This window comes from Pseudomonas sp. BAY1663 (genome assembly GCF_000582595.1).
In the GTDB taxonomy this organism is placed as follows: Bacteria; Pseudomonadota; Gammaproteobacteria; order Pseudomonadales; family Pseudomonadaceae; genus Stutzerimonas; species Stutzerimonas stutzeri_AF.
This window is the reverse complement of sequence record NZ_AZSV01000001.1, coordinates 51715-65229: the sequence shown is the minus strand read 5'-3', so window position 1 is coordinate 65229 and position 13515 is coordinate 51715. Positions and strand designations below refer to the sequence as shown.

9 protein-coding genes and 6 pseudogenes are annotated in these 13515 nt (G+C 67.2%); 3 read left to right on the top strand and 12 right to left on the bottom strand.

Going from position 1 to position 13515, the window contains the following annotated elements:
* Nucleotides 1–861: a polyamine aminopropyltransferase gene (gene speE / locus BAY1663_RS00320; protein ID WP_037036924.1), complete on the bottom strand. Its 861-nt coding sequence runs from the start codon at nt 859–861 to the stop codon at nt 1–3.
* A gap of 465 nt (nt 862–1326) precedes the next feature.
* Here speE and BAY1663_RS00315 point away from each other — a divergent pair, with 465 nt between their 5' ends.
* The gene (locus BAY1663_RS00315; RefSeq protein WP_037036922.1) at nt 1327–2202 is read left to right on the top strand and encodes an AlkA N-terminal domain-containing protein; all 876 of its coding nucleotides are present in this window, start codon (nt 1327–1329) and stop codon (nt 2200–2202) included.
* 17 nt (nt 2203–2219) lie between these two features.
* On the opposite strand, the gene BAY1663_RS00310 is transcribed toward BAY1663_RS00315, so the two are convergent.
* The 8 genes and pseudogenes from BAY1663_RS00310 to aroC all read right to left on the bottom strand — a co-directional run bounded on the left by BAY1663_RS00310 (nt 2220) and on the right by aroC (nt 7463).
* Nucleotides 2220–2780 carry a histidine phosphatase family protein gene (locus BAY1663_RS00310; protein WP_037036919.1) on the bottom strand — a complete coding sequence of 187 codons (561 nt, stop codon included), beginning with the start codon at nt 2778–2780 and terminating at the stop codon, nt 2220–2222.
* A 3-nt stretch (nt 2781–2783) separates the two neighbouring features.
* On the bottom strand, nt 2784–2975 hold the full coding sequence (locus BAY1663_RS00305; protein ID WP_037036916.1) for a PLDc N-terminal domain-containing protein: 192 nt from the start codon (nt 2973–2975) through the stop codon (nt 2784–2786).
* A gap of 10 nt (nt 2976–2985) precedes the next feature.
* Nucleotides 2986–3189 carry a PLDc N-terminal domain-containing protein gene (locus BAY1663_RS00300; protein ID WP_037036914.1) on the bottom strand — a complete coding sequence of 68 codons (204 nt, stop codon included), beginning with the start codon at nt 3187–3189 and terminating at the stop codon, nt 2986–2988.
* Nucleotides 3190–3271: 82 nt separating this feature from the next.
* Nucleotides 3272–3955: an acireductone synthase gene (gene mtnC / locus BAY1663_RS00295; protein WP_037036911.1), complete on the bottom strand. Its 684-nt coding sequence runs from the start codon at nt 3953–3955 to the stop codon at nt 3272–3274.
* A gap of 1 nt (nt 3956) precedes the next feature.
* Nucleotides 3957–4502 carry an acireductone dioxygenase gene (locus BAY1663_RS00290; protein ID WP_037036909.1) on the bottom strand — a complete coding sequence of 182 codons (546 nt, stop codon included), beginning with the start codon at nt 4500–4502 and terminating at the stop codon, nt 3957–3959.
* 36 nt (nt 4503–4538) lie between these two features.
* Nucleotides 4539–5158, bottom strand: a pseudogene (locus tag BAY1663_RS00285) (methylthioribulose 1-phosphate dehydratase).
* A pseudogene (locus BAY1663_RS00280) lies at nt 5155–6305 on the bottom strand (MFS transporter). Before BAY1663_RS00280 ends, BAY1663_RS00285 begins: the two co-directional pseudogenes overlap by 4 nt.
* A gap of 67 nt (nt 6306–6372) precedes the next feature.
* A pseudogene (aroC, locus tag BAY1663_RS00275) lies at nt 6373–7463 on the bottom strand (chorismate synthase).
* A gap of 153 nt (nt 7464–7616) precedes the next feature.
* On the opposite strand from aroC, the pseudogene BAY1663_RS00270 reads away from it, so the two are divergent.
* Nucleotides 7617–8577 (top strand): annotated as a pseudogene (locus BAY1663_RS00270) (alpha/beta hydrolase).
* Between the two features lie 83 nt (nt 8578–8660).
* Nucleotides 8661–9431, top strand: a complete 771-nt coding sequence (locus BAY1663_RS00265; RefSeq protein WP_037036906.1) for a hypothetical protein — start codon at nt 8661–8663, stop codon at nt 9429–9431.
* 75 nt (nt 9432–9506) lie between these two features.
* On the opposite strand, the gene BAY1663_RS00260 is transcribed toward BAY1663_RS00265, so the two are convergent.
* The 3 genes and pseudogenes from BAY1663_RS00260 to scpB form a co-directional block, all read right to left on the bottom strand.
* Nucleotides 9507–10469, bottom strand: coding sequence for a glucokinase (locus BAY1663_RS00260; RefSeq protein ID WP_037036904.1), 963 nt, complete (start codon nt 10467–10469; stop codon nt 9507–9509).
* A pseudogene (gene edd, locus BAY1663_RS00255) lies at nt 10466–12292 on the bottom strand (phosphogluconate dehydratase). Before edd ends, BAY1663_RS00260 begins: the two are co-directional and overlap by 4 nt.
* A gap of 422 nt (nt 12293–12714) precedes the next feature.
* Nucleotides 12715–13481 (bottom strand): annotated as a pseudogene (gene scpB, locus BAY1663_RS00250) (SMC-Scp complex subunit ScpB).
* Nucleotides 13482–13515: the final 34 nt, after the last annotated feature.

Sequence of the window (13515 nt, the reverse complement as noted above, 5' to 3'; positions counted from 1 at the left end):
TCAATCGTTGCTCGGCTTGTTGATCGCCTGCAGCACGTACTGCGGCAGCGCGAACGCGCCCAGGTGTACGTGCGGGTTGTAGTAGCGGGTGACGATGCCGCTGCCGGCGAAGCGCTGCAGCAGGGTTTCCAGCGGCAGCTTGCGGCTCTCGGCATTGCAGGCGCCCCAGGCGAAGGCCATGGCGCCGCCGATATAGGTCGGCACCGCGGCCTGGTAGAAATGCCAGTCGGCGAACAGCCCGTGCATGCGCCTGGCGGTGGTCTGCACCTCGCCGAGCTGCATGAACGGCGTGCCGTTCTGGGCGACCAGGATGCCATCCTCGTTCAGGCAGCGGCGGCAGGCCTGGTAGAAGTTCTCCGAGAACAGCACCTCGGCCGGGCCGATGGGGTCGGTGGAGTCGGAGATGATGACGTCGAACGTCTCCTCGGTGGTGGCGACGAAGTGCATGCCATCGCCGATCACCAGGTTCAGCCGCGGGTCCTCGAAGGCGCCGGCGGAATGGTTCGGCAGGAAGGTCTTGCACATCTCCACCACGGTGCCGTCGATCTCGACCATGGTGATGCGCTCGATGTCGCGATGACGCGCGACCTCGCGCAGAATGCCGCCGTCACCGCCGCCGATGATCAGCACGCGGCGCGCCAGCCCGTGGGCGAGTATCGGCACGTGGGCGAGCATCTCGTGGTAGATGAATTCGTCGGCCTCGGTGGTCTGGATCACGCCATCGAGCGCCATTACGCGGCCCATGCGGGCGTTCTCGAAGATCACCAGGTGCTGGTGCTCGGTACGCACTTCGTGCAGCAGCTTGTCCATCCGGAACCGCTGGCCGTATCCCTCGTAGAGAGTTTCCTGATAGTCGCTCATAGGGAGTCTCCCTTGGCAGGCAGCCGAAAACACAGGGAATTCAACGGCCTGGTAGCTGGCTGGCGTGACGGGTAGCGCCTGTTGGCCACCCATGGAAAAGGACGCGCATTCTACGTTGGCCGGTGTTACAGGGGGAACCACGCGGGTTTGAAAGCACACTTTGGGGCGACAAGCCGCAGCCCAGACGCTAGGGTCTGTTGCCATTTCGTTCGCGGCCGCGCCGGAGCCCGTTTTGCGCGGAGCAAGGCATGAGGAGAGAAGTTTGGTCATTCCAAATGAACGACGAATAACACAGCGCCGCGCAAAACGGGCCCGGCCCTTCGGGTTGCGCGTCAAATGGCGCCATGCGGCGTTGCGGGACTTGGCAAGGGAGCGACCATTGCCTGCGTCCCGCGCCTTGCCTGGCGCCATTTGACGCAGCAACGCGGCTCGCGACGAAACGGCAACAGACCCTAGGATCTGCACATGACCGAATCCTTGCACCTGCCCTACCTCGAACCCTGGGACTGGCAACAGTTCCACCGCCATTTCGCCCTGCGCCTGCTTCCCGGCATCGAGCGACTGGAGGCTGAACGCTATAGCCGCAGCCTGCGCCTGGGCGCTGCCAGCGGCTGGCTCAGTGTACGGCCGCTGGCCGATCGCCCGGCGCTGGAACTGACCCTCAGCGATTCGCTGCTGCCGAGCCAGCAAGTGCTGGTCGGCAAGGTGCGCAAGATGTTCGATCTCGATGCCGATCCGCAGGCCATCGCCGGGCATTTCGCCGCCGATCCGCTGCTGGGGCCATTGGCCGCCGCCCGTCCCGGGCTGCGCCTGCCGGCGGCCTACGATCCGTTCGAGCAGGCGGTGCGCGCGGTGGTCGGCCAGCAGGTGACGGTCAAGGCGGCGGTGACCATCACCCGGCGCCTGCTGGAACGCCTCGGCGAGCCGCTGGCGGACGCCCCGCCCGGGCTGCATCTGCTGTTCCCCACACCCCAGGCGATCGCCGACGACCCGCTGGAGAACATCGGCATGCCCACCCGACGCGCACAGGCGCTGCGCCGCCTCGCCGCGGCGGTGGCCGAAGGCGCGCTGCAATTGCATGTCGAGGACGGCGCCGACGCACTGGTCCGGCGCCTGTGCGAACTGCCGGGCATCGGCCCGTGGACGGCCGAATACATCGCGCTGCGCGGTTTCGGCGAGGCGGACGCCTTTCCCGCCGCGGATCTGGGCCTGCTCAAGGCCCCGCTGTGGGGGCTGGATGGCCTGACGGCCAAGGCCCTGACGTTGCGTGCCGAATCCTGGCGCCCCTGGCGCGCCTACGCGGCGATCCATATCTGGGACAACTACGCCAAGGGCGGTTGATCACCCATGGCGCACATCTATGGCGGTGGGACGCGGGCAAGGATCCGCGGCGGCACCGCCAGCGGTCGCGCCAGGATCAGCCCCTCACCCGACTGTGGAGAGACGCCGGTAAGCGCTGTGATATTGACCTGATGAGTAACCAGCACTGCCACCTCGCCGGGATCCAGTTCCGCCAGAGCTTCTCGCAGCGCGGCGGTCTGTCGCCGCTCGCTGGCCGGCGAGGCGAAGAACGAATCCAGCGCGGGCAACTGCTCGACCGGAGCGAGTGCCATCTGATGCGCGGTATCCAGTGCCCGGCACCAGCGGCTGCTCAGCAACCTCACCCTGCTCAGGCCTCTATCGCGCAGCAGTTCGCCCCAGCGTCGGCCCTGCGCTCTGCCATGCTCATCGAGGTTGCGTTGGGTACTGCAGTCATCGAGGATGAAGCCAGGCGGATCGCCCAGCCCCGGCGCGTTGGCGTGGCGCAGGAGCAGCAACGCTCGACCTTCGCGCAGCGCCTGCCAGGCTTCGTCATCACTCGCCTGCACCTGCCCGGCGACGAGCAGCAGCATGGTGAGCACCAGGCCGCTGCCACGCATGATTCACAACCGCGCCTTGCCGAACGGCCCGGCCGCCACCGCCCACATGATCAACCCGACCACCGGCAGCAGCATGATGACCAGGCTCCAGATCACCTTGCGGCCGATTTCGATATGGCCGAACCAGACGTGCGCGATGGCCAGCACATCCAGCACCAGTACCACCAGGGCCAGCGGCCCGCTCAGGCTGTCCATGCCGCAGCGCTCACAGACCGCGCTGATCGGGGCGGTTGCCGCGCGGCCCCATGATGCCCCAGATGATCAGGCCGACGACCGGCAGGATGATGATCAGCAACACCCAGAGCACCTTCTTGCCGGTGGCGCTGTCGCTGCGCACGACGCTGATGATCGCCCAGATATCCAGGATCAGGATGAGCAGGCTGAAAAGACCGCCGAAGGCATCCGACATGGGTACGCTCCTGTAGGGTGGGTACTTAACCTAGGATGCCAGCACAGCGGCAGGGTTCACTGACCTGCTCTTCGCCCTCCGCTCAGACGCGCGCCGGATCGATCAGGGCGAAGCTGGCGACCGTCTCGTGCGCGCCCAGCACGCCGCCCTCGCGCGCCAGGCCGCAGGTCCGCATGCCGGCCTGCTGCGCGGCATCCAGCTCCTCGAGCACATCGGAGAGAAACAGCACCGCTTCGGCCGGCAGGCCGATGGCCGCGGCGATGCGCCGATAGGAATCGGCCGCGCGCTTGTGCCCCGAGGTGGTGTCGAAATAGCCGCAGAACAGCGGCGTCAGGTCGCCGGCCTCGGAGCAGCCGAAGATCAGCTTCTGCGCCTGGATCGAGCCGGAGGAATAGACGTAAAGCCCATAGCCTTCCTGCTTCCAGCGTTGCAGCGCCGCCACCGCATCCGGATAGACGTGCCCCTTGAGCTGCCCGGCCCGGTAGCCTTGGGCCCAGACCATGCCCTGCAGCACCTTGAGCGAGGTGGCCTTGCGGTCGCTGGCGATCCAGCCGAGCAGGATCTCGATCACCCGTTCCAGCTCCGCCGCAGGCTCACCGGCCTCTTCGCGCACCGCTGCGATCTGCGCCGCCACCGCCGGCTCGCCGGCATGTTCGCGGAGGAAGGCCGGCAGGTGCTCGCGGGCATAGGGGAACAGCACGTCGAAGACGAAGCTGACCGCGCTGGTGGTGCCCTCGATGTCGGTGAGGATGGCCTTGACCGGCATCTCAGTCCTCCAGGCGCGGGAAGCGGCTGGCAATGTCGTCGCCGGTGAACTGGGCGACCCAGCCTTCCGGGTTGTTGAACAGGCGGATGGCGACGAAGTGCGGGTTCTCGCCCATGTCGAACCAGTGGCGGGTACCGGCCGGCACCGAGATCAGGTCGTTCTTCTCGCAGAGCACGGCGTAGACCATGTCCTCGATGTGCAGGGTGAACAGACCGCGCCCGGCGACGAAGAAACGCACCTCGTCCTCGGCGTGGCGATGCTCGTCGAGGAACTTGGCACGCAGCTCGGCCTTCTGCGGATGGTCGTCGGTCAGGCTGATGACGTCGACGGTGACGTAGCCGCGCTCGCTCATCAGCTTGTCGATCTGCGGGCGGTAGGCGGCGAGCACCTCTTCCTGGCCGGCACCAGCGGCGATCGGCGCGCTGGCTTCCCAGCGTTCGAGTTGCACGCCGACTTCGCCCAGGGTCGCGGCGATGTCTTCGATATGGGTCAGCACCTTGAGCGGCTGCTCCGGGCTGTTTTCGTGATAGACGCTGAGGACACTCATCTTGGCTTTCTCGTTGGAAGGGGTTGATGGACGGGATCAGCGGGCCTGCAGCATGCGCAGCTTCAGCTCGCAATCGAAGAGGAACTCGAAGGCCTCGACCTGGCGCAGCGCGTCGCTCATCTTCTCGCCCCAGGTATACAGGCCATGGCCGCGTATCAGGTAGCCGACGCAGTCGGGATGCGCGTCCAGCCAGGGCTGGACCCTGGCCGCCAGCCGGGCGATGTCCTGGTCGTTATCGAAAATCGGCACCAGCACCTGCGATTCGTGGCTCGAGATGCCGCTGAAGGCCTTCTGCAGCTCGTAGTCGGCGAACACCAGCGAATCGCCCAGCGCCAGGCGCGAAAGCACCGTGGCGTTGACCGAATGAGTATGCAGCACCGCGCCGATTTCCGGCTTCCAGCGATACAGCTGGGTATGCAGCAGGGTTTCGGCGGAAGGCTGCTTGCCCTCTTCCAGGCTGTTGCCGGCCATGTCCACGGCGAGCAGGTCGCCCGACGCCAACTGGCCCTTGTGCCTGCCGGATACGGTCAGCAGCACCTCGCGCTGGTCAGCCGTGCCGAATAATTGCTGCTGGTGGCCGGCGACCAGCCACGCCCGTAGAGAAATCGCCCGGCGTCGATGATCGCCTGGACCAGGTGTTCACGCATGGCGGTCATGCCCGGTTCTCCTGCAAACGGAAAGCAATGATAACGGCTGCGGCCAGCGCCGCCAGACTGGCGATGGCGAAGGTCCAGCCCGGCCCCAGGCTGTTCCAGCTGTAGCCCGCGTACAACGCGCCCAGGGCTCCACCGATGCCGGACAGGCTGGCGTACAGCGCCTGGCCCTGGCCCTGCTGGCGGTGGCCGAAGCTGCGTTGGACGAAATGGATGGCCGTGGCATGGAAGCTGCCGAAGGTGGCGGCGTGCATCACCTGGGCGAGCAGCAGCACCGCCAGGTGATCGGCCAGGCTGCCCAGCAGCAGCCAGCGCAGGGCAGCGATCAGAAAACTGGCGACCAGCACCCGACGCAGCGAGAAATGTTCGAGCAAGCGCGCCATCGCCAGGAACAGCAGCACCTCCGCCACCACCCCCAGCGCCCACATCAAGCCGATGGTGCCGCGGGCATAGCCCAGCGCCTCCAGATGGATGCTGAGGAAGGTGTAGTACGGGCCGTGGGACAACTGCATCAGCGCCACGCAGCCGTAGAAGGCCAGCACCCCGGGCCGGCGCAGCTGGGCGAGGAAGCCCCCCTGCCCCTGCGCTTCGGGACGCTGCCGAGGCTGGGCATTGGTACCCAGAGGCTGCCGGCGACGATACCGACCATCACCGCGACCACCGCCAGCGGATACAGGTCCAGGCTCAGATGCTGGAACGATTGCCCCAGGCCGACCACCGTCCCGATGAAGCCGATGCTGCCCCATAGCCGGATCCGGCTGTAGCGCGCGGCCTGCTCGTGCAGGTGCGCCAGGGTGATCACCTCGAACTGCGGCAGTACCGCGTGCCAGAAGAATGCGTGCAGGGCCATCACCAGCGCCAGCCAGGCGAAGCTCTTGTCGAAGAAGATCAGCGCGAACGACAGCAACGTGCACAGCGCACCGAGCCGGACGATCTGCAGCCGCCGCCCGGTGACGTCGCCGAGCCAGCCCCAGAGATTGGGCGCGAGGCAGCGCATCAGCATGGGAATCGCGATCAGCTCGCCGATACGCGCCGGGGAAAAACCCAGATGCTCGAAATACAGCCCGAGAAACGGCGCGGTCGCCCCCAGCAGGGCGAAATAGAAGAAGTAGAAGCCGGAGAGGCGCCAGTACGGGACGGATGCAGTCATAAGCGGCAAGCAGAAGCATCTGGTAGGTTGGGCTTCGCTGCGCTCAACCCAACCTACGGCTTCAAGCTCATCGTTGCCCCAACACCGGCGTGCTCACGCGTACCGCGGCGTTCTGCGCGCGGTGGCGCAGCAGGTGGTCCATCAGCACGATGGCCATCATCGCCTCGGCGATCGGCGTGGCACGGATACCCACGCAAGGGTCGTGGCGGCCCTTGGTGATGACCTCCACCGGGTTGCCGTCGACGTCGATGGAACGCCCCGGGGTGGTGATGCTGGAGGTCGGCTTGAGCGCCAGGTGGGCGACGACCGGCTGGCCGGAGGAGATCCCGCCGAGGATGCCACCGGCGTTGTTGGAGAGGAAGCCTCCGGGGTCAGCTCGTCGCGATGCTCGGTGCCACGCTGACTGATGCTGGCGAAGCCGGCGCCGATCTCCACGCCCTTGACCGCGTTGATGCTCATCAGCGCATGGGCGAGTTCCGCGTCGAGGCGGTCGAAGATCGGCTCGCCGAGGCCCGGCATCACCCCTTCGGCGACCACGGTGATCTTCGCGCCGACCGAATCCTGGTCGCGGCGCAGCTGGTCCATATAGGCCTCCAGCTCGGGGACTTTATCCGGATCGGAGCTGAAGAAGGCATTCTGCTCGACCGAATCCCAGCTCTTGAACGGAATCTCGATGGGGCCGAGCCGGCTCATGTAGCCGCGAATCACGATGCCCTGGCTAGCCAGGTACTTCTTGGCGATGGCGCCGGCCGCCACGCGCATGGCGGTCTCGCGCGCCGAGCTGCGGCCACCGCCGCGGTAGTCGCGGATGCCGTACTTGTGGTGGTAGCTGTAGTCGGCATGGGCCGGGCGGAACAGGTCCTTGATCGCCGAGTAGTCCTTGGACTTCTGGTCGGTGTTGCGGATCAGCAGGCCGATCGGGCAGCCGGTGGTGCGGCCCTCGAACACGCCGGAGAGGATTTCCACCTCATCGGCTTCCTGGCGCTGGGTGGTATGGCGGCTGGTGCCCGGCTTGCGGCGGTCGAGGTCGCGCTGCAGGTCCGCCAGCGACAGTTCCAGCCCCGGTGGGCAGCCGTCGACGATGGCCACCAGTGCCGGGCCATGGCTTTCGCCAGCGGTGGTGACGGTGAACAGCTTGCCGTAGGTATTGCCGGACATGCAGGGCGCTCCGCGATCGACCTAAAAACAGGGCCCGGCAGTATACCTGAGCCGAGGCGGGTTTCATCGCCTGCCATGGGCACGCATACTGGCGAACCTTATCGCGGCCATTGCATCCAATCCGCTTCGTTGCGTTTTTTCGACTCCTCGCCCATGCGCCTCCTGCTGCTTTCACTACTCGCCATGCTCGCTCCGCTCGCCCCGGCCCAGACGCTGCTCAACCAGACCCTCTCGCTGGACACCGGCAACGGCGTGCTGCAGGGCAGCCTGCTGCTGCCCAAAAGCGGGCAGCCGCTGCCGGTGGCGCTGCTGATCGCCGGTTCCGGCCCCACCGACCGCAACGGCAACAATCCCGCAGCGCAATGACAGCCTCCGGCGCCTGGCCCAGGGCTTGGCGAAACTGGGCGTGGCCAGCCTGCGCTACGACAAGCGCGGCGTCGGCGCCAGCCTGGCCGCCGCGCCGGACGAGCGCGACCTCAGCGTCGAGGCCTATGTCGGCGACGCGCTGGCCTGGAGCGCCAAGCTGCGGGGCGACCCGCGTTTCACCGAACTGATCCTCGTCGGCCACAGCGAGGGGGCACTGATCGCCAGCCTCGCCGCCCCGCGCGCCGGAGCCGCGGCATTGATCAGCATCGCCGGCAGCGGCCGCCCCATCGATGAGGTCCTGCGCGAACAGTTGCAGGGCCGCCTGCCGCCCGCGCTGCTCGCCAGCAGCCATTACCTGATCGATGAACTCAAGGCCGGGCGCGTCCACGAAGCGGTCCCCGAGCCATTGCAGGTGCTGTTCCGGCCCAGCGTGCAGCCGTATCTCATTTCGCTGTTCGCGCAGGACCCGCTGGCCGCCTTCGCATCGGTCGAGGTGCCGGCGCTGATCGTCCAGGGCCGCAATGACATCCAGGTCGGCATCGAGGACGCGCAGGCGCTCGGACGTGCCAAGCCGGACGCCCGACTGGCGCTGATCGAGGGAATGAACCATGTGCTGCGTATCGTCCCGCCGATCGCTGGCCGGCAACTGGCCTCCTACGACGACCCGGACCTGCCGATCGCCCGGGCCCTGCTCGAACATATCCGCACATTCCTGCACGATAATGGCATCCTGCCAGCCTCCAGTTAAGCGCCGTGCAGCCGATAGCCCGCAGGACAATGGCTCCGATACGGCTCCTGAGCGAGCCGGCGCGCTGGCCAAGGAATGCGCAGATGACCGATACCCAGACCACCGATAACGCCCCAGCCGTACCGCCGCAGCACCCGTGGGCCGAACTGATGCCCGACCGTTTCCGCCTGCTGCGCCTGGCGCCGTTGCCCACCGAGCGTGACGGCGGCCCGCGTCCGTTGCGTTTCGTCGAATTCGCCCAGGTCGAGCGGCACACGCCCGAGCAGAGCCTGCTGCGCCTGTTCATCAACGTTCCCGGCCAGGTGCGCTCGCGCAAGCACGACGTGCTGGAAGTCTGGGCCGACCACCGCGCCAAGGAAGTGCGTTTCGGTCCGGACTCGGGCCTGCGCGTCACCCTCGGCAATCGCGGGCTCGGCCGTTTCCTGCTCGCCCAGGGCGCCGCCTGGGCGCAGAAACGCTGGGCCCACTACCTGGTCGAAGGCGGCTCGCTGCCCAAGGACGTGCCCAGCGATGAATACCGCTTGCGTCGCGATCACTGCCTGCGTACCCAGGGCTTCGATGTCGACTATCCCCAGCCGCAGCAGCTCAAGGCCACCTACGGCGCGCCGCGCGTCAGCGCCCTGCGCTCGGACTGGAACAGTGAAAAGGTGCAGATCGTCGAACTGCTGGATGCCGCAGCGATGCTCGAACAGGCCGATCGCAACCTGCAGGTGCAGGAAAACGAGATTCGGGATCTTCAGGAGCGTGTCAGCCGCTTCCGCCGCGAAGACGGCGCCCTGCGCTTCACCATCGCCTGCCTGATCGCCCTGGCGCTGTTCCAGGCCGGCCTGCTGATCTGGATGGCGACGCGCTGAGTCCCATGCCTCGCACGGCAGGTCGGCGCTGAAGGCAGGTTGGCGCTGAGCGCAGCGAAGCCCAACGCTCGAGCGCTAGGTATCCTCGCGCAGCGCCTGCAGCGCCACGCCGGCACCTTCCAACCCGGGGTAAGCCGCGGTCACCAGCCATACCGGCAAGCCATCGAAATAAGCGCTCATGCGCCCCTTGTCCCGCAGGCTCCGCGTGAAATCGCTACGCAGGAAGAACTCGGCGAAGCGCGGCACCATGCCGCCGGCGATATAGACGCCACCGCGCGCACCCAGCGTCAGCACGCTATCGCCGGCGATGCGCCCCAGCCAGCGGCAGAACTGCTGCAGCACGTCCACCGCATAAGTATCGCCGGCAAGCGCGGCGGCGCTGATGCCTGCCGGCGAATCGAGCGACGCCTCGCGCCCGTCCAGCGCACAGCAGGTCCGATACAGCGCCAGCAGCCCCGGCCCGCTGAGCACCGCCTCGGCATTCACATGGCCGAGCGCAGCGTGCAGGTGTGCCCAGATCGCCGCCTCGCGCTCGCTTCCGACCGGCAGGCAGACATGTCCGCCCTCCCCCGGCAATGCACGCCAGCCGCCACCTTTCAGCGGCAGCAGACCGGCAACCCCGAGCCCGGTACCGGGGCCGATGACCAGACGCGGTCGGCCCGGCTCGGACTCACCCGCGCAGACCGTGATGCGCTCGTTCTCGCGCAGGCGCGTCATGCCCAGCGCCATGGCGGCGAAGTCGTTGATCAGCAGCAGCTCGCTCAATCCCAGCGCCTGGCAGAACGCCTTGCGGCTCAGACGCCAGTGGTTGTTGGTGAAGCGGAAGCTGTCGCCGCTCACCGGCCCGGCGCAGGCCAGGCACACCGCATCGATCGTTTCCAGCGGCTGGTCGATCTCGCCCAGATAGGCCAGGATCGCCAGCTCGGGGCTGGCATGCTCCGCCGTGCGCAGCACGCGGATCTGCTCGAGACACTGGTCGCGCCAGAGAGCGAAACGCGCATTGGTCCCGCCGATGTCGCCGACCAGGGCCGTCTTCACTCGAGTGCCTCCAGGCTTTCGGTGAAGGCGCTGGCGCCCCGCTCGGCACTGCTGAACGCCGCGCGCATGAAGCGAACAGCTCGCGGCCGCAACCGATGCCCAGATCCGCGGGACGACCGGTCGGCTCCCGCGCGTCCCACACGGCCTGATCCACCAGCGCCATGAGCTCGCCGGTTTCGCCGTCGACCCGGATGATGTCGCCGTCGCGCACCCGCGCCAGCGGCCCGCCATCGAGCGCCTCGGGGCAGACGTGGATCGCCGCCGGGACCTTGCCCGACGCCCCGGACATGCGCCCATCGGTGACCAGCGCCACCTTGTACCCGCGATCCTGCAGCACCCCGAGGAACGGCGTGAGCTTGTGCAACTCCGGCATGCCGTTGGCCTTCGGCCCCTGGAAACGCACCACGGCGACGAAATCGCGCTCCAGTTCGCCGGCCTTGAAGGCCGCCGCCAGTTCGCCCTGGTCGACGAACACCCGCGCCGGCGCCTCGACCACGCGGTGCTCGGGCGCCACGGCGGACACCTTGGTCACGCCGCGGCCCAGGTTGCCCTCCAGCAGCCGCAGGCCACCCTCTGGAGAAAACGGTCGCTCGACCGGGCGCAGGATGCTCTCGTCGAGGCTCTGCAGCGGGCCGTCGCGCCAGGCCAGCTTGTCGCCATCGAGGAACGGCTCCTGGATGTAGCGCCGCAGGCCCTTGCCAGCCACGGTATGCACGTCCTCGTGCAGCAGCCCGGCGTCGAGCAGGGTTCGCACCATGAACGGCACGCCGCCGCAGGCATGGAAATGATTCACGTCGGCCTGGCCGTTGGGATAGACCTTGGCCAGCGTCGGTACCACTCCGGAAAGATCGGCCATGTCCTGCCAGGTCAGCTGGATACCGGCGGCGCGGGCGAAGGCCGGAATGTGCAGGGTATGGTTGGTCGAGCCGCCGGTGGCGTTGAGCGCGACCACGGAATTGACGATGGCTTTCTCGTCGACGATCCGGCACAGCGGCATGTAGTTGCCGGCTTGCGCGGTCAACCGGGTCACCTGTCGCGCCGCCTCGCGGGTCAGGGCGTCGCGCAGGGGGGTATAGGGATTGACGAAGGAGGCGCCCGGCAGGTGCAGGCCCATGATCTCCATCACCACCTGGTTGGTGTTGGCGGTGCCGTAGAAGGTGCAGGTGCCGGGGCTGTGGTAGGACTTCATCTCCGATTCCAACAGCTCCTCGCGGCTGGCCTTGCCCTCGGCATAGCGCTGGCGCACCTCGGCCTTTTCCTTGTTGGGGATACCCGACGGCATCGGCCCGCCCGGCACGAAGACCGTCGGCAGGTGGCCGAAGCGTAGCGCGCCGATCATCAGGCCGGGGACGATCTTGTCGCAGATGCCGAGCATCAACGCGGCGTCGAACATGTTGTGCGACAGCGCCACCGCAGTGCTCATGGCGATCACTTCGCGGCTGGCCAGGCTCATCTCCATGCCCGCCTCGCCCTGGGTCACGCCGTCGCACATGGCCGGCACGCCGCCGGCGAACTGGCCCACCGAGCCGATCTCGCGCAGCGCCTGCTTGATCAGTTCGGGGAAATGCTCGTAGCTGGTGCGCCGAAAGCATGTCGTTGTAGGCCGAGACGATGGCGACATTGGCCTCGTTCATCAGGCGCAGGCGCTGCTTGTCCTGCCCCGAGGTGCAACCGGCGACGCCATGGGCGAAGTTGGCGCATTGCAGCTTGCCTCGCTGCGGGCCTTCGCTGGCCGCGGCGGCCATCATCGCCAGGTAGCGCTCACGGGTCTTGCGGCTGCGCTCGACCAGGCGCTCGGTGACTTCCAGAACTCGCGGGTGCATGCCTTACTCCTGTTGCGAAAATCAGCTGTTGGTTGATGGATCGACCGTCAGTTGACTCAGACAACCATAAACCATCCAGGGTCGGTTGGCGTTTCGATGCGCCGCCGGATTCGTAGGCTGCGCTCCAAGCACTGCGCAGGCCTCGGTTTCAAGCCCGCACCTTGATTGCTTGCGGGCGATCCGCCGCACCGCCAATGATCGCCGGCAAGCCGGCTACGGCGGTGCACAAAGGGAATCCGCATTCAGGCCCACCAGACGCGTGGGCAAGGCTTCGCCGTTGCCCACCCTACGAACTGGCAGACCTCAGCTTCAAAGCCCGCACCTTGATCGTGTAGCCCGGGGGACGCCGAGTCCTTGCCGGCGATCGACGCTACACGCCGCAGCGGTTCGCCCGCTTGCGGGCTCCTGCGGTGGGGGCAAGCTCAGTGCGCCGGTTTTTCTTCCTCGGAGGAGGCCTCGACTTCCAGCAGGTCGTCGAAATCGGTCTTGAGCCCTGCTCCATGCCATCCAGTTCGGCCAGCAGGCTGCGGAAGCTGGTCTGTTCGCGCGGTTCCGCCTCCGTCTCCGCCTCCTGCGCAGCCACGTCGGCGCGCGCCTGTAGCGTGGCGGGCACGGCCGCGTCTTCCTCATCGAGCAGCGGTCGCAGTTCGGGCTCCATCTCGCGCAGCACGGCGAGCGGCGGCAGTTCGTCGAGGTTCTTCAGATTGAAGTGGTCGAGGAACTGGCGGGTGGTGGCGAACATCGCCGGCCGCCCCGGCACGTCGCGATGGCCGACCACGCGAATCCACTCGCGCTCCTGCAGGGTCTTGACGATCTGGCTGTTGACCGCGACGCCGCGGATGTCCTCGATCTCGCCGCGGGTGATCGGCTGGCGGTAGGCGATCAGCGCCAGGGTTTCCAGCAAGGCACGCGAATAGCGTTGCGGCCGCTCTTCCCACAGCCGGCCGACCCAGGGCGAGAAGCGCTCGCGCACCTGCAGGCGGTAGCCGCTGGCGACCTCCTTGAGTTCGAACGCACGCCCCTTGCAGGATTTCTCCAGGGTTTCCAGGGCCTTTTTCAACTGCGCCGACGAGGGCCGCTCGCCCTCTTCGAACAGCTCGCCCAGGCGCTCCAGCGAAAGCGGTTTGCCGCTGGCGAGCAGAAAGGCTTCGAGCAGCGAAGCCAGATCCTTGGGATCGGACAGGTCCACGGGTGACTACCTCAACTGTTCTGTTCGGGCTCGC

What these genes read in the sequence shown, in the direction of transcription:
- BAY1663_RS00310 (WP_037036919.1), bottom strand. Translation starts at nt 2,780, where the DNA reads ATGCGTGGCAGCGGCCTGGTGCTCACCATGCTGCTGCTCGTCGCCGGG.
- BAY1663_RS00265 (WP_037036906.1), top strand. Translation starts at nt 8,661, where the DNA reads ATGACCGATACCCAGACCACCGATAACGCCCCAGCCGTACCGCCGCAG.
- mtnC (WP_037036911.1), bottom strand. Translation starts at nt 3,955, where the DNA reads ATGCCGGTCAAGGCCATCCTCACCGACATCGAGGGCACCACCAGCGCG.
- BAY1663_RS00305 (WP_037036916.1), bottom strand. Translation starts at nt 2,975, where the DNA reads ATGGACAGCCTGAGCGGGCCGCTGGCCCTGGTGGTACTGGTGCTGGAT.
- BAY1663_RS00300 (WP_037036914.1), bottom strand. Translation starts at nt 3,189, where the DNA reads ATGTCGGATGCCTTCGGCGGTCTTTTCAGCCTGCTCATCCTGATCCTG.
- speE (WP_037036924.1), bottom strand. Translation starts at nt 861, where the DNA reads ATGAGCGACTATCAGGAAACTCTCTACGAGGGATACGGCCAGCGGTTC.
- BAY1663_RS00290 (WP_037036909.1), bottom strand. Translation starts at nt 4,502, where the DNA reads ATGAGTGTCCTCAGCGTCTATCACGAAAACAGCCCGGAGCAGCCGCTC.
- BAY1663_RS00315 (WP_037036922.1), top strand. Translation starts at nt 1,327, where the DNA reads ATGACCGAATCCTTGCACCTGCCCTACCTCGAACCCTGGGACTGGCAA.